Raw genomic sequence first — 16,004 nt, forward strand, 5'->3', positions numbered from 1 at the left:
GGAATCTACGCAGAGGACCAGGTATGAACGCCTCACAGTACAACCAGATCAGAACCATCAAGCTCTATGGCCAGTTGCGCCAATTTGGGAAGTCTTACCAGCTCGCCGTGCGCACCCCTGCCGAGGCCATCAAAGCGCTTTGTGTGCAGCTGCCAGGCTTCGAGCGCTTTCTATCGAACGCGAAATCAAGGGGACTTGAGTTCGCGGTGTTCTTAGGGAAAAAGAACGTCGGGGAGAATGAGCTCAGAATGCATGGCGAAGGCGACATTGTGATTGCGCCGGTGATCGTCGGCAGCAAGCGGGCTGGTGTGTTGCAGACTGTTGTAGGCGCGCTGCTAATCGCCGCTTCCTTCCTCTCCCTTTGGGCGCCGCCGGTATCTGCTGCTCTGTTTGCAACAGGTGTAGGAATGGTCGCGGGCGGCGTCATCCAAATGCTCAGTCCCCAGGCCGGCGGCCTAAAGACCAGCGCCGCCCCTGAAAACACCCCTGGCTATGCTTTTGGTAGTGCCAGGAACACCACCGCCTCGGGTAACCCGGTCCCGCTCTGCTTCGGCAAACGTCGGGTGGGCGGGGCAATTATCAGCGCGGCGATTTATGCTGAGGACCAGATGTAGAGCGATTGACTATGGCCGCTCTCCGGGCGGCCGTTTCATACCCGTAGACAGCCCCTTAGACCATGCGCCTATCTCGCTAACTACGGAGCTCTCTAGCCAGTGTGGTAACCACTCAGGTAACCACCAAAAGTAACCACCCCGCCTGGTTACCATCCATCAAAGGGATCTCCGTTACGGAGTCATCCAGCGGCCCCACCTTGACAATAGTTAACAGGTTGACGGGTGGGCCAAGCCCCAATACCGCGTTTCCAATGTCAGGTTTTCGTGTCAGCCGAATATTAGGTTTTGTTAGGTTGCTGGCGCTGCCCAGATCGGGCGGTATCCACTCTGGTATCCACCGCTTGCCACTCGTCCGACTGATGCGGTAACCACCGGGGTAACCACTAAAAGTAACCATCTAGCACGGTTACCATTTATCACAGGGATATGCGTCAAGGAGTCGCCTGGCGCATCAACCTACCCATCAAAACCTTTCAAGAACAGCCTGAGCCTCCTTGTTCCCCTGATCCGCTGCCTTTTTCCACCAGAAATGAGCTTGGGCTCGATCTTTACGTACCCCCTCACCCATGAAGTAAAGATTTCCCAAACTTGCCTGTCCTCCATCCTCGCCCTGCTCGGCAGACAGACGAAACCATTTAGCAGCGGCGGAATAATCCTTTGCGACACCTTCACCTTTCACATACAGCAGCCCCAGGTTGAACTGGGACCTTGCATTACCTTGCTCAGCAGCCTTGCGATACCACGAGGCGGCTTCAACTAAGTCGCGCCCCACGCCGGTACCGCGCTCATAGAAAACGCCCATATTGTGCTGGGCAAAGGCCACTCCATTGTCGGCGGCCTGCCGATACCAATACACGGCCTTATCCTGATCCTGGGTAACACCCTCACCGTTGGCGTACTGTACAGCCAGGTTGAATTGCGCCGATGCGTCTCCCTGTTTGGCGGCTTTCAAGTACCACGAAGCGGCCTCAACATGGCTCTGAGGGACGCCCTCACCCATTCCGTACAGAATGCCGAGTCTGTATTGGGCCGCCGGGTAATCCTGATCAGCTGACAGCGCATACCAATGGGCAGCCTCATTGATGTTTTTCGGCACGCCACGACCGTACTGATAAATCGCACCCAGTTGGCACTGGGCATTGGCAGCGCCTTGTTCAGCCGCCTTACGGTAATAGGTGAACGCCTTTTGCAGGTCCTGCGTCACGCCATCGCCTTGATCGTAATGTACGGCAAGGTTGAACTGTGCAACCGCATTCCCCTGCTCGGCAGCCTTTGTATACCACGCTATTGCTTGCGGGATGTTCTTCTCTACCCCCTCGCCGTGGTCGTATAGAAACCCTAGATTGGACTGTGCTACAGGCTCGTTCTGCTCGGCGGCTTTACGAGACCAGAGGGCTGCTAGCGTTGCGTCTCTTTCCAGACCTATACCCTGCAGATACAACCGCCCCAGGTTGGACTGGGCATAAGCATTACCTTGCTCCGCTCCCTTGCGATACCAGGCCACGGCTTGCGCCATGTCTTGGGCAACCCCATCACCTTTTTCATAGCGCACGCCCAAGCGAGACTGCGCATCAGCATTACCGAGCAAAGCAGCGCGCTCGATTGTGTTGAGATCCGCAGAAGCATAGGTGTGACTCGTAAATATCAGCACGCTGAAAAGCACAACGGACGAACCCAGTCCGCGTTTGAACACTGAGAACATAACCAACTCGCTCAATCCTGACTGAAAGGGCAACGATGCGGCACTGATGATAGTTCGCTTCGGTCCAAAACGGGCCGGCGTTGGTGAAGCCTATTCCATATGACCAACGATCTAACGTCATTTACCGCTGACACTCCACGGCAACCTGCTCGCCAAATAGCATCGCCCAGAGCCCTCCAACCTGACAATAGTTAGATGGCTGACGGGTGGGCCAAGCCCCAATACCGCATTTCCAATGTCAGGTTTTGTCAGGTTTTCGCATCAACCGGATGTTAAGTTTTGCTAAGCCGGTGGCGCTGACCAGATCGACCTGTAACCACCCTGCCTGGTGACCGACCATCCCACTTTGAGAAATACACGTTGAAAAAGTGAGCGGCAGAAAACAGAAATAAGCGAACGCTTCTGAGCGTGCAGACCTGAGTTTGCTGATGACTTGTAGCAGGCCACCAAAGGTTGGCGCCTGCGTCGTGGAAGATGTTTGCGCTGGTGAACATCGGTATGCAAGACCGCTCTTGTCGGCACCCGACAGCCTGAATCACGAGGGGCACGTGTTCTGTCACGTGAGCATGGGCTTAATAACAAACCCGTTGTAAGCGTTGGAGGTCTGCATTTCGAAATATTTTTGCTGGCTGTCGGGGGCGGGGGTGACGCCGTGCAGAAACAGCGTCACGTGTTGACCAGGCGCCAGATACGCAAAATCAGGATCGCCAGACCTTACTCTGACCTTGATCGGCAGGGACTTGCCGCCAGCATTGAACTTGCGCCATGTCGTGACAGAAAAGGTGTTTTTGAAAAGTGTTACCGAAGCCTGGCCGAAAGCGATGATGCGTTCACACTCCAACGATGCAATGTCCCTGCTTGCGACGCCAAACTGACCAAAGGCGTCGAAGTAAGTCAGCGCCCGGGCCGCGATGTGAAGCGGGCATTGCCGGCGATCGATCTTACTCATTAACCACCAAGCATCAACGACCTCACGCAAGGTACCAGGATGCAGCGCCGGGGCGGCCTGGATCTGCATAGCAAGCGAACGCATTTGAGCCAGGGTTGGTTTGGTAGCCTTGTGTCCTTTCGCAATTGCGCCCAGATGGCTTGGGATGATCTGCGGCGGCGGAGGCGAGTGTCTTTGCATAGGCACGACGGGGATTGAGGACGCCGTTGTTTTTTTCTTTTCGTTTATGCAACCAGATACATGGGATTCCGGAGCTCTAAAAAATACGTTGTTGATTTTTGCTGGCACCACTTCGACAAGGCATCGAGGATTGGGGCAGAAATAGAAAAGGTCTCTAGCGGTGTACGCAAAACTCACCGACGCGTTTGCATCCATCTCCCAGCATACTGCTGTCGTCATCAACTCATCAGTCATGCAATGTCCTTATCCTGTATCTATGGGTATACAACGCAAATCCAGAAGGTGGGTTATGTTAGCTGAAGTTATTCGCGAGACTGACAGTGATTCCAAGGCTGATACTGGATAATCGTCCGCTATGGGTCGAGGCTGTGTGAAAACGTTTTAGAGCGCGTCTGACATTCAGAATCGGAACGAAAGTCGCGTTCCTACGTAAATTTTCGGTCTGCTGACTAACCAACAGCCGACAGATTTTACGTAGAAACGCAGACTACAAAACGGTGCATGCGTTTTCACACAGCCTGGGTCGAAAGCCACCAGTATCCACTCAGGCATCGTGCAAGTATGGGTCAGAGACTCATGCCACCATCCCATCAAGGTTGCTCACGCTCAAGCAGAGATTGAGCCTCTAGGGCCTAGCCAGGGTAAAACCGAAGGTCAATACGCTTATAAGATCGGCGAAAAAACAAAGCGCTACATCGAGAAATATGGCATTCCCTGTGGTAGCTGGTGACCAGGTGCGGTGGCCACTTCCTCCTGGTCACGGACGCATCAAATGCCCCTTTGCGAAAACAACCCCACGGAAGACCCGCGTCAAGCGCGTATCGGCGTGTTTTCGCGCTGTATTTCGCGCACGTCCGTCGCGCATTGGTCCTTGCGCGAAGCTCTGCCCCGTCAAAGTCTCACGCAGCCCTTCACGCAGCCCTTCACGCAGTGATTTCACGCACTGAGAGCTGCGTGAATACCTGACAGGCACCTGACCGATTGGTGAGCGTCAGCATAGGCTCATGACCGCAGTAAGCAGCCAGGTACGCACGATTGGTACGCATTGGCGGGTGCGTGCCGGCGAAGTTCGCACCGAGGTTCGCACTTCTGGTTCGCACCCTCTTACGCAAAGCTGGTGCGAACCCGGCCAGTGGTTACCACGCTGGATACCATGGAAAGTTACCAATGCAGCGGTTGCCAGTCGCTGGTTTCCACTGTGGTTTCCACGGTATTGCAGTGGTTTCCACTGGCAACCTGCCCAGTTGCGGAAGAATCAATGCCACGGCGCGACGGGCTTGCCGCCCCATTTGCGAAACCCCTCATGCAACAGGCTCAGACTGCGCCAGCAACGAGTGTTGAATTCTACACACCGTGTAGATCCCAACACGCCGGCGCTGGCAATTACTTTGACCACGCTTTGACGGAATGTGAGACAGGTATGAGACGAATCCCGCGCCTGGTCGACGTCTGAGGCTTTTCTCCATGCGGCGGCCGTCAAACAAGCAGGCTTGGTCGTCTCATACCCCTGACAGACCCCAGACGGATTCTGGACAGGCTCTGGACGGTCTACGCAGCGGCAAGGTCGGTCGACTCCGCCAGAGAGCCGCAACCAGCCTGGGCGGAGGCAGATCGGGCAGCAGGCCGGATAGCCCCAACGTCCAGAAACGGGAAAGGTCCACGACGGTGATTTGTGAGGATGGTGAGCCACGGAGACATCAAGGAAAGCGAACCCGAACTCCTTGACGGAGCCTTGACGAAATTTTTGACAGGTTTAGACGGTTTGCTCCGGCGCCACCACTGGTTGGCGCACTGAAAGCCACGCAGGGCAGCGCTTTGCGAGCATTCACGCAGTTTGGCCAGCACCAGCCTCGTCAAAAATTCCAGACTTGGCCGTCAAGGTAACTGCTTGATCAATCGCCAGGTCCACACCAGCGGGATGGGGTGGTGAAATACAGGGTCGACTAAATCCTTAGCGCGCCAAGCAATACTAGACAGACCCTTGACGGATTTTCGTCAGAAGGCGCCATACAATTCCGCCGCAGCCCACGTCCTATAACGTCTCCAGCTTGAAAGGCGGCGTGCTGGGGTATGATGCTCGTCAAAGATTTATTCAGGCGTCCGCAGACCTGACAGCAGGTTGAAACAGGCGATCGACTCAGTAACGCACGAACTGCTCTCGCATGAGGTTTTTCCACGGCAACTATGGCACCGCAGGGAAACAGCCTACCTTCAGGATGGTGCCTTACAATGAGCGGTCCGTACCCCCAGAGAGATCAGTCAGATGAGTCAAGAGCCAAGCCCTCGTTCAGAGGCCGCATTGCCAAAAATCGAAGTGTTCGCGGAAGGGAAGTACTTCCGAGTGGACTGGGATTATCAGGAAGCTCCTGAGAGTAGTGTCTTGCTTGAGAACCAGCTCCTGAATGGGTACATCTGGGGCGTGATCGCCGCTCTCCGTATCGCTGAAAAATGCATCAGTTGCGCAACCCCTAGAACTGGAACGATCAAAGGGCTAGAGAAGGATGTCGCGTTAAGGTTTGCGGAGCTTCTGACTGAAGCCCTCCACCCGGTAGTGACTAGGGAATACATGAAACTTAAGCGCGAGGCCAGTTGGCCGCATGTGAGGCATGCCCAGGAAAATGCTGCGCCCTAACCTGCCCTACCGAAATGGGAGCGCAGGCATTGCCGCCAGCTTTGAGCGCGACGACCGACGCCAGCGGCTACCAACCCGATCAAAACACTTATGGGCCGTCAAGGTACCTTCTATTGTGTAGGAAACTGTCAGCGTCACGGCTCATCGAGCCCTCAGCATTAAATTGCTTTAAAAACAAAAATTTAAGTCTGTAAACAAGCATATGAACGCGCTGCTCATAAATTCTCCCCCAGTAAACGCACGTGCATTTTGGCTATGGAGCAGGTCGGTCGCCATACAAAACTGAGTCAATGTTTTCGCGTGAGGCCTGCTGAATCGTCTACCGAAAACGCAACTGAACGCTAAGCAAAATGTTTAGTTTGGTGTATAGTTTTCGCATGACCTTCCCTTATTCCAATGCGGAACAGGCTTAAAATGACCATTCGTACAGGGCTTCTGAAGCGCTCGCCGCTAAAGTACGTCGTCGCGTCCGTAAGGTTCGCCCCATGGCCCCTTCTGGGCAGCAAGATCGCTGAAATCCAAGACGCCATTCGTGATATCGCTCCCCTGATGCATACCATCGAGATCGAGCAGCTATCACCAAATGGCCAAACGATACAAAGATCCGGCACGACTCGTGAAGCCTGGATGTTTATGGGTGCCGACAAAAGTTTTGGCATTCAGATGTCGCCTGACCAGCTTTTGCTATTTACAACAAGTTATACGCGCTTTGCCGACTTCATTAAAATTTATAGGCAAGCGTTAGATATACTCATAAAGCATATGAGATATGTTGACGTTATAAACATGGGCGCTAGATACATTGACTATATAAAACTATCGTCCGAAGAAAATCTTTCAGACTATATTTCAAGTAGTTTCCTGCCGCCTATAGCAGCAGGCCATAAAAGCGTTGGCGCGAACATAGTAAGCGAATATAGCGTAGACAACTCAAAACTTCGCGTAAGTTCGGTAAGCATGCCTGGCTTGATCCCTGTACCCCAAGACATTCTTGGCATACTGATGATGATCGATCCTAAGCCAATTCAACTTACGCCGCTGACAGACAAAGAACTTGTATTTGATATGGACGCCATCAAGGTTTTTGAAAAACCGACGAAGATGTTGGCAGAGCCTATACTAGAAGAACTGGACAATTTGCACACAACCGCAAATAATTTCTTTAGACAGCCTGACGTTTTTACTGACTATGCATTCGACATATGGAAAGGAGATCTATAATGTTCGTTGACGCATATGCAACTCAACCAGTCGACTATACTTCATCCCCATTATATGGGCGACCTGTTCAGCTGTGGACATCAGAAGCGTCTGCACCGATATCTGAGCAGATTGGTGCGATACTAGTTAAAAACGAATACGAAAGCAATTGGACTGGGTTGCAGCCAACAAGAAAAAATTCGATAGTTTTTGTTAACAAAGAAACTGCCGACATAAGGATTTCGCTCACAACGACCACCTCTTTAAAAAAGGAAAAGAACAAAGATAACACCAATGTAATTCTCTTTGCTGACCAGCTCGAAGCTGTGCAAGAGAAGATGAAACTTTCTATAACTCAAGTAGCAGAGCTATTTGGTGTAACAAGAAAGACTGTCTATGATTGGTACGAGGGAAAGACCACACCTCGTAGCGCTGCGTCCAATCGTCTGGAAATTTTGTCAGAGATAACAAATTCCAAACCTAAGAATTTTGATATTGGCAGACTGAAAACAGTGTGGAATGTGCCGATCTCTGGAAAGTCGTTTCTTTCCGTAATACAGGATGAAAACTTAAACCCAGTCGAGTTGCGGGAAGAAGCTTCAAAAAAACTCGCCGAACTTGGGCCACGCCTGGCACCTACGGCTGCCAATGGAACGGCTATTTATCTGGGCGATGCACACACTTCTGATGTAGATAGAGATACAAATGCAGTCTAAATCGGATGTAGTGCAAGCAATAAAAGACGGCGCCTGGTGGCAGGGCGCCGTTATCGCCGCATCACGAGTCGAGCATCTCCACAAAATAGAGGGGGTGGATTTTTGGGTCGTCGCGTCCCAGACGTGCAATTTGTACAATCAGAATTTTGAGAAAATACCTAGTTTCGAAGTTCTCGCAGCGAAAAACATTGGCGAGTGTAACCCGCAGTTTATTAAGGGCGACAACCCAAGAATTTTGCATTTAGAGGCGATTTGCGAGGAATCTACTGTTTACCTTGAAATTGATATACAGACACGGGCATGGCTGCCTCGTGAAGCCATGGCAGATTTAACGGCTCCTGATTACTTGATTTGTGACGCATTTGCAGAGCACGATCCCAACTGGATAAAAAAGCAATGGCTGGATCTTTTCTCGGGTTGGATAGGTAGAAGCTATACGAGAGTAGCTCTACCCGATGATTTCAACACTTCCCTGAATGACTGCAGAGTAAAGGAAGTAATAGAGAAAAAACTCACCAAGCATGCAAATGATCTGTACGGTATATATATTTCATTATTGCCTGACTCTGAAGGACCATGGAACGGAATTCTCGGCCTCATGCCACCACCTTATCAGCTGAGCATTTTGCTGATCACTTATATGGAGGCAGACTTAGATTCGATATTATCCAGCTTTAAAAAGCAGCTATTCAACGACAAAATCGCCAGTGGGAAAAAAGACGACAACGGGAAGCCTATTGAGACAACAAGAGCTGAGCTTGCTGCCAGCTTTGATATACGAATAATTAAGCAAGGCGTCCAAGCAATGACTATCGGAGAGGTCAGCCTCCTGGATCTCAAACAGTACGTCCGATACTCACTTATAGATCACCACTCTAATTCGATGATGGCTACCGGAATATAATTGCATCCATTCTCATAACGTCTCATCTCAAAAATTTTCCAAAACAAAAATTGTCGCAGCTTGCATCAATGGAATTTGCCACTCCACCCTTATGCGATTATGATAAATATTGAGCATACAGCGCCATCACCCCGGCCTAAATATCAAATCAAAGTTGAAAACACCTCACTTCAAGAGGTGGCACCTCGTGCCATTTCCCGTTGTTTACAAGTACAACAATGAAGAAATTTTTTATTTCTCCCACTGCACTGAAACGGGGTAGTGGCTGCTAGGCACCGAAACGCTTTCAAAAATATAGATTTAAGCCCATACCAATTCTTTTTTATCCAGTGCTCATGCTTTGAGATGTCGGAAGATTACTAAGGAACCTTTCGTCGGAAGAAATTCGCAGAGAGGCCGGCCAAATCGGCACGGTGGGGTGAGCTCAGAAATGGAGCCTCATTTGAAAAAGAGAGTAGATTTGTGAGTAGATCCAAGAGACTGAACCAATGAAACCCTTTAAAAACACCACCTACAGCCTTCTGTTCGATTCCGTCTCTGGCACCACATTCAGCTTTCATGTGGTGTCAGCATCACGTGAAAGCCCAACAAAAAACCCGCCTCGTGCGGGTTTTTTGTTGTCTGCGTTTTTTGATTGACCTGCAATCCCTGGGGTCAGCTTGCATCAGCCCAATGGATGTTCAGCGTACGAACTCCACCACCGCTGAGGTCAACCGCGTAACGTAATTCGCGGCCATTACGCTCCGTCACGACGACGTACTTACCAGCGGGCAAACGAGTCAACACTATCGGACCCGCTTCATTCAGCGTCAGCACTTCATGACCTTTTGGACCCTGAATGGCCACCCTGACGTCAGGCACGTACTCATTGGACGGTCCAGTGGAAAAAGTCATGTGCAAGTTATAGCCACCCATCCGCTGGATTGCGCACGACTCATCCTGACCGATACCACCGGACATGAAGTTAACGCCGTTCTGTTGTTGCTGTTCCAGCTGCACACCCTGCGGGTCAATCGGGTCACGACAGACCTCCGCCTGAACACTGGAAATAGGCAAGCCAGCGAGCCCGAGCAGGGCAACGCCTGATAGCGCGAGTAAACGCAAGGATCTCATGATGACGACTCCCGGACCCGTTACGGGCCCAACGAATGCGATGCCACCCATGAAGCCGATGCCATAAAACGGTGACACCCAGTGCTATCCCCAACATCACAGCTCAAACCGAAAACCGGTAAGAATACTGCTTACACTTTTATGACTTCCCGCTCGGATCCTTCGTTTAGATCAATTGGTTGTGAAAGCCACCACCGATACGACTACCGGTTGTCAGCCAATTCACCCACCAAGCCACTATCGCGAACCAACGAGCAATCGCTCCTTGGGAAATTCGCCGACCTGCGCTTCAATAGCACCCTCCCCTTGCGCCTGAACTAAGGATCGAAGCCCATGGCATCGGCGAACAAGCAGCACAAAAGAACCCAACGCGCGAAAGCCAAGGCCAAACAAAATCGCGTGCAGCGCGCCAGTGCTCCGGTCGAGCTGGACCCGAACGATGAGCGCATCGACTTTGAGTCGGTGGACCTGACCGAGCTGTTCATAAAAATGCGCGATGCCGAAAAGACCAGCCAACAAGCGCTGTGCACGGCTTTCCTGGAAGACCCGCTGCTCGAGATCGTGTTTGAACAGGAAGGCGAAGAAGGTGCCACCGACTTCATCCTCGCGGCACTGATCGAGTATCGCCAGTGGTCGACCGAAGCGGACGAAGCCAAGGCCCTGGCCTGGATCGAAAGCCCGCAGTTCCAGGCGGACTACGTGGCCGCCTCCGAGGCGCTGGTGAAGTCGCCACGGTAATTTCTGCGAACCGAAAGAACGGCTGCTGTCGGCGATGACAGCGGCCGTTTTTTTGTTATGGCGCCCCATCACCAAAAAATACCAACAGATTGTTCCCCCGCAATATGACGTCTATCGTTGGCAGCAAACTGCGCTCAGGTCTGCATCCAATGACTCTGTCAAACACGCCCTCACTGGCACCGTCATCGCCAGCCCGGATTGAATGGCCGCTGCCAACCTCCGGCCCCAGTGAATCATTCAAAGAGCCAGCCGCCGATGGCTTTGTCCTCGGCGGTTTTGCCTGGCGCCATTCCCTTCAAAATCCCAATCGCCCGGTGGTGATCATCAACGCGGCAACTTCGGTGCGCTGCCGGCATTACTTTCGATTCGCCGATTACCTGTTTGCCAACGGTTTCGATGTCATGGTTTACGATTACCGCGGCATCGGTGAATCCCGGCCTGACTCGCTGCGCGGATTCGAGGCGTCCTGGTCGGACTGGGGCGCGCTGGATTTCGAAGCCATGCTGCAACGGGCGACGCGGGAATTTCCAGGTCAACCGATCGATGTAGTCGCTCATAGCTTCGGTGGCTGCGCGGCAGGATTGGCTGCTTCCGCAGAGGTGATCCGGCGCCTGGTCACTGTGGGCGCACAGTTCGCTTATTGGCGCGACTATGCCTCGGCCAGCCGCTGGCGGATGTTCATCAAGTGGCATCTGTTCATGCCGCTGATGACGAAATTCTACGGTTACTTTCCCGGCAAACGTCTCGGCTGGCTCGAAGATACGCCCGCTGGCGTCGTCCACGACTGGAGCGCCCCGACCGCCCGCTACGAACAGCGGCCCAGTGGCCGTGTAATCGCCGCAAAAGCCCAAGGCCTGCCCTTCGCCGCCGTCACCGCACAAACCCTGGCTATCAGCCTTAGCGACGATCCGTACGGGACGATTTCTGCCATCGAGCGCTTGCTCGGCTACTTCAAGGCCAGTTGCAACACGCACCTGCGAATCGCCCCAGAAGACATCGGCGAAGTGGAGGTCGGACATTTCGCCTTTTTTCGCAGCCCGTACCAAGCCACACTATGGCCCATTGCGTTGTCCTGGCTACAGAACGGCGAATTGCATCCCGACACGCCAGGACGGTTGGTACCGCGCAGCGTACCCACCTGATTGCGCTCTCCCACACGAATACGGAACGAAGTAGATGGCCGCCACGAACAAGCAACAGAAACGCGCCAAACGCGCCAAGATCAAAGCCAAGCAGATTCGCATCAGCGGTAGAAAACCCATCGCCATGCATGACGACCCGAATGCGCCAGCCGAGCAGATGCCTGAGTACACCCTGGCGATGTTCAGCAAAATGCGTGAGGCCGAGGCCATCAGCCGCAACGACATGCTGCTGACCCTGCTGTCGAACCTCAGCGAAATCATCAACGACCATCCAGAGTTGCTGGACATGGAAAACGCCGAGAACGAAGCGATGGCCGCCACTCACCTGGCCGCCGACATGCTGATCGACTACCGCATGTGGACCGACGGTATGGACCGCGAGGCCGCCCAGGCCTGGCTGACAGACCCGCAGTTCATCACCGATTTCGGCAATGCGCTGGACACCTACCGCGAGTCGCTGGAAGAGCCCGAGGCAAAAGCCGAATAACCCGCCCCTGAAGCTTGCGAAAACAAAAACGGCCGCTGTCATTCCTGACAGCGGCCGTTTCTTTTTAACGTTCATCACCCTATCGAAGAGCTGGCGCTACCCTTCATCAGCTCCAGCGTATATCCCGTTGACATATCCCCGCCACAACCTATTCTTGGGCTCTAAGCGCACCAAAAGCGGAGGACACCCCAATGGAACAGACCACCCTTTTCATGAGCAATCGAAGCCAGGCCGTCCGCTTGCCCAAAGCCGTGGCAATGCCTGAAGACGTCAAGCGCGTCAACGTTGTAGCCATTGGCCGCGCTCGCATCATCACGCCGGCCGATGAAGCCTGGGATAGCTGGTTCGATGGCGATAACGTTACTGCCGATTTTATGGCTGACCGCGAGCAACCGGCCGATCAGGAGCGCGAGTCGTTCTGATGATCAAATACATGCTCGATACCAACATCTGCATTTTTACCATCAAGAACAAACCACAGGTCGTACGCGAAGCGTTCAATCGCCATCACGGCCAGCTGTGTATAAGCGCGGTCACGTTGATGGAATTGATTTACGGCGCTGAAAAATCGGCGGCGCCGGAAAAGAACCTGGCCGTCATCGAAGGTTTTGCAGCTCGTCTTGAAGTCCTGCCCTTCGACTACGAAGCCGCTGCCCACACCGGAATGATTCGCTCGGAACTTGCAAAGGCGGGCACACCGATAGGCCCTTACGACCACATGATCGCCGGACACGCGCGCTCACAAGGGTTCATTGTGGTGACGAATAATCTTCGTGAATTTGAGCGTGTTCCCGGATTGCGCGTAGAGGATTGGGTACACCTCGATTGAAGTCGGCACCAGAAACAAAAACGGCCGCTGTCATTCCTGACAGCGGCCGTTTTCATTACGCAGGGTGAATCAGCTCAACACGACCGCGCCACGCTGTTCCAGTTTGCGACGGCGAGCCACAAACAAACCGGCAGCCACCACCAAAAGGCTCAACAGCCCCGTGGCAAGGATTTCCACGCGATGGGCATCCTGAAACAGCATGATGGTCAGGGCCGCCACGATGAATACGATCACCGCATAGGTCAGGCCTGGAAACAGCCACATGCTGAAGGCGATTTTTTCACCGCGGGCCATGCGCTGTTTGCGCATGCGCAGTTGCGAAATCGCGATCACCAGGTACACCAACAGCGCAATAGCGCCGGAGCTGGCCAGCAGGAAATCGAACACCGCAGCCGGGGCCACGTAGTTGGCGAACACCGCGAGGAACGCTGCGCAGGTAGACAACATGACGGCCCAGTAAGGCGTGCCGCTCTTGTTGGTGCGCTGGGAAACGGCCGGTGCATCACCACGCTTGCCCAGGGAGAACATCATGCGGGAAGCGGTGTACAGCGCCGAGTTCAGGCAACTGGTCACAGCAACCAGCACCACGAGGTCGACGATCAGCTTGGCGTTCGGGATGCCCATGCGCTCAAGCACGGTCTGATAGGAACCGACGCTGGCCAGAACCGGATCGTTCCATGGCACCAGCGCTACAACGATGAAGATCGATACGAGGTAGAACAAGCCAATCCGCCAGATCACCGAATTGGTGGCCTTGGAGATTTGCTGGCCCGGGTTCTTCGACTCCGCGGCCGCGATGGTCACGATCTCGGTGCCCATGAAGGAAAACATGGTGGTCAGGATGGCGCCCAGTACCGCGCCCATGCCGTTTGGCAAGAAACCCTGGGTGTCGAACAGGTGCGAAACGCCGCTGACCTGGCTGCCTGGCAGGTAGCCGAAGATCGCCATGACACCGAGGACAATGAAACCGATGATCGCCAGGACTTTGATCAGAGCGAACCAGAATTCGAACTCACCGTAGTTCTTCACGCTKAACAGGTTGGTCACTGTCAGCAGCAACGTGATGATCAGGGTAAATGCCCAGATGGCCACATTAGGGAACCAGGCATGCAGGATAGTCGCGGCGGCGTTGGCCTCCAGCGGGATTACCAGCACCCAGAACCACCAGTAGAGCCAGCCGATGGTGAAACCGGCCCAGTGACCGATGGCGCGATCGGCGTAGGTCGAAAAAGAGCCTGTGTCCGGAGACGCAACGGCCATTTCGCCAAGCATGCGCATGACCAGCACTACCAGCATACCGGCGGCAGCGTAGGCCAACAGCACGGCCGGGCCTGCAGCGGCGATGGCGTGACCCGAGCCAACGAACAGACCGGCGCCGATAACACCGGCAATCGACAACATGGTCACATGGCGCGGCTTGAGCCCCTGTTCGAGGCCATTAGAGCTTTGGGTACTGCTCATTGAAACTACCTTTGTAAGGAAAAGCGATTGCGTCCATCCCGCTTGGCGTCCTTCTCGTAAAAAGAATCCAACGGGGCGTTCCTTATTCTGCACGCAATAATTGCGCCAAAATGTTTCACTCCGCCGGTTTACGCGGGCTGTACGCAGACTGAGCAACCATCGCAAGTCATTGAAATTAATGGCACATCGCCAGAGCGTTACCCTGCCACACACTTCCTGGACGAATTCATGCACCGGAAACACACAGAAAAATCGGCTCACGCACAATAAAAGTGCGGATCGGGAACGTTTGTCCGGTTAGCGCTTCCAACACCCGGCCAAAGCTGGCACCATCGCGCCTTTTTTTACGCGACACCCACACAGACATGGCTTCAAGCGTGGGATCGGTTGTTGATGCCGCGACAGTCTGCTGCGCTGATGCGACAACCGGTCACGCACTGCCCGTCTACGCCCCGTGGGGCTGTTGGCCGCCATTCGACCGCCATGCTAGCTTGGCGCCTCGCCAGGAATGCCCGGCCAACAGCAGGAGCACAACAGACACAATGAGGACCGCACATGGCTGAGGCCACGCCCGCGCTTGAAATCCGCAACTTGCACAAACGCTACGGGACGCTTGAGGTGCTCAAGGGCGTCTCGCTGACCGCACGCGACGGCGATGTGATCTCGATCCTGGGTTCCTCCGGTTCCGGCAAGTCCACATTCCTTCGCTGCATCAACCTGCTCGAAAACCCGCACCAGGGCCAGATTCTGGTGGCCGGCGAAGAGCTCAAGCTCAAGCCTTCGAAAAACGGCGAACTGGTCGCCGCCGACGGCAAGCAGATCAATCGCCTGCGCAGCGAAATCGGTTTTGTATTTCAAAACTTTAACCTGTGGCCGCACATGAGTGTGCTCGACAACATCATCGAAGCGCCGCGCCGCGTCCTCGGGCAAAGCAAGGCCGAAGCCATCGAAGTGGCGGAAGCCTTGCTGGCCAAGGTCGGCATCGCCGACAAGCGTCACGCCTACCCGGCAGAACTTTCCGGTGGCCAGCAGCAACGTGCCGCCATCGCCCGTACCTTGGCAATGCAGCCAAAAGTCATTCTGTTTGATGAGCCGACTTCCGCGCTTGACCCGGAAATGGTTCAGGAAGTACTAAACGTGATCCGCGCGCTCGCCGAAGAAGGTCGCACCATGCTGTTGGTCACCCACGAAATGGGCTTCGCCCGTCAGGTGTCCAGTGAAGTGGTGTTCCTTCACCAAGGGCTCATAGAAGAGCAAGGATCGCCCCAGCAGGTGTTCGAAAACCCGCTTTCGGCGCGCTGCAAACAATTCATGTCCAGCAACCGCTAACGGAGCTA

Annotated in this window: 15 protein-coding genes and 1 pseudogene; 12 read left to right on the top strand and 4 right to left on the bottom strand. The window is 54.0% G+C overall.

Going from position 1 to position 16,004, the window contains the following annotated elements:
• The first annotated feature begins 23 nt into the window (after positions 1–23).
• Positions 24–614 carry a tail assembly protein gene (locus tag AC1DHT_RS14245; protein ID WP_427544663.1) on the top strand — a complete coding sequence of 197 codons (591 nt, stop codon included), beginning with the start codon at positions 24–26 and terminating at the stop codon, positions 612–614.
• 463 nt (positions 615–1,077) lie between these two features.
• Here the strand turns inward: AC1DHT_RS14245 and AC1DHT_RS14250 are convergent, their stop codons facing one another.
• Positions 1,078–2,316 carry a tetratricopeptide repeat protein gene (locus AC1DHT_RS14250; protein WP_427544661.1) on the bottom strand — a complete coding sequence of 413 codons (1,239 nt, stop codon included), beginning with the start codon at positions 2,314–2,316 and terminating at the stop codon, positions 1,078–1,080.
• 556 nt (positions 2,317–2,872) lie between these two features.
• A complete protein-coding gene (locus AC1DHT_RS14255) occupies positions 2,873–3,679 on the bottom strand; it encodes a hypothetical protein (protein ID WP_427544659.1) in 807 nt (268 codons plus the stop codon).
• Between the two features lie 313 nt (positions 3,680–3,992).
• On the opposite strand from AC1DHT_RS14255, the pseudogene AC1DHT_RS14260 reads away from it, so the two are divergent.
• From AC1DHT_RS14260 to AC1DHT_RS14280, 5 genes and pseudogenes are all read left to right on the top strand, one after another.
• Positions 3,993–4,175, top strand: a pseudogene (locus AC1DHT_RS14260) (DUF2931 family protein); the annotation flags it as partial.
• A 1,533-nt stretch (positions 4,176–5,708) separates the two neighbouring features.
• Positions 5,709–6,077 (top strand): hypothetical protein, encoded by a 369-nt coding sequence (locus AC1DHT_RS14265; protein ID WP_427544657.1) that lies wholly within the window; start codon positions 5,709–5,711, stop codon positions 6,075–6,077.
• 414 nt (positions 6,078–6,491) lie between these two features.
• Positions 6,492–7,298 carry a TIGR04255 family protein gene (locus tag AC1DHT_RS14270; RefSeq protein ID WP_427544655.1) on the top strand — a complete coding sequence of 269 codons (807 nt, stop codon included), beginning with the start codon at positions 6,492–6,494 and terminating at the stop codon, positions 7,296–7,298.
• A complete protein-coding gene (locus AC1DHT_RS14275) occupies positions 7,298–7,993 on the top strand; it encodes a helix-turn-helix domain-containing protein (RefSeq protein ID WP_427544654.1) in 696 nt (231 codons plus the stop codon). The genes AC1DHT_RS14270 and AC1DHT_RS14275 overlap by 1 nt, the downstream gene beginning before the upstream one ends.
• Positions 7,983–8,897, top strand: a complete 915-nt coding sequence (locus AC1DHT_RS14280) for a hypothetical protein (RefSeq protein ID WP_442114526.1) — start codon at positions 7,983–7,985, stop codon at positions 8,895–8,897. The genes AC1DHT_RS14275 and AC1DHT_RS14280 overlap by 11 nt, the downstream gene beginning before the upstream one ends.
• Before the next feature lie 654 nt (positions 8,898–9,551).
• On the opposite strand, the gene AC1DHT_RS14285 is transcribed toward AC1DHT_RS14280, so the two are convergent.
• Positions 9,552–10,010, bottom strand: coding sequence for a hypothetical protein (locus tag AC1DHT_RS14285; RefSeq protein WP_427544650.1), 459 nt, complete (start codon positions 10,008–10,010; stop codon positions 9,552–9,554).
• Between the two features lie 333 nt (positions 10,011–10,343).
• Between AC1DHT_RS14285 and AC1DHT_RS14290 the strand changes: the two genes are divergently transcribed.
• From AC1DHT_RS14290 to vapC, 5 genes are all read left to right on the top strand, one after another.
• Positions 10,344–10,748 carry a hypothetical protein gene (locus AC1DHT_RS14290; RefSeq protein ID WP_427530647.1) on the top strand — a complete coding sequence of 135 codons (405 nt, stop codon included), beginning with the start codon at positions 10,344–10,346 and terminating at the stop codon, positions 10,746–10,748.
• Positions 10,749–10,897: 149 nt separating this feature from the next.
• Entirely contained in the window at positions 10,898–11,890 is a 993-nt protein-coding gene (locus AC1DHT_RS14295; RefSeq protein WP_427544648.1) for an alpha/beta hydrolase family protein, read from the top strand.
• A 34-nt stretch (positions 11,891–11,924) separates the two neighbouring features.
• The gene (locus AC1DHT_RS14300) at positions 11,925–12,377 is read left to right on the top strand and encodes a hypothetical protein (protein ID WP_427544646.1); all 453 of its coding nucleotides are present in this window, start codon (positions 11,925–11,927) and stop codon (positions 12,375–12,377) included.
• 191 nt (positions 12,378–12,568) lie between these two features.
• Positions 12,569–12,799: a type II toxin-antitoxin system VapB family antitoxin gene (vapB, locus tag AC1DHT_RS14305; protein WP_054595147.1), complete on the top strand. Its 231-nt coding sequence runs from the start codon at positions 12,569–12,571 to the stop codon at positions 12,797–12,799.
• Positions 12,799–13,206 carry a type II toxin-antitoxin system tRNA(fMet)-specific endonuclease VapC gene (gene vapC / locus AC1DHT_RS14310; protein WP_145016703.1) on the top strand — a complete coding sequence of 136 codons (408 nt, stop codon included), beginning with the start codon at positions 12,799–12,801 and terminating at the stop codon, positions 13,204–13,206. The genes vapB and vapC overlap by 1 nt, the downstream gene beginning before the upstream one ends.
• Before the next feature lie 69 nt (positions 13,207–13,275).
• Here vapC and gabP read toward each other — a convergent pair whose 3' ends face one another.
• Entirely contained in the window at positions 13,276–14,667 is a 1,392-nt protein-coding gene (gene gabP, locus AC1DHT_RS14315; protein ID WP_477761378.1) for a GABA permease, read from the bottom strand.
• A gap of 555 nt (positions 14,668–15,222) precedes the next feature.
• On the opposite strand from gabP, the gene AC1DHT_RS14320 reads away from it, so the two are divergent.
• Positions 15,223–15,996, top strand: a complete 774-nt coding sequence (locus AC1DHT_RS14320; RefSeq protein WP_427544641.1) for an ABC transporter ATP-binding protein — start codon at positions 15,223–15,225, stop codon at positions 15,994–15,996.
• The last annotated feature ends 8 nt before the right edge of the window (positions 15,997–16,004 follow it).

This window comes from Pseudomonas sp. 05N432, assembly GCF_056396945.1.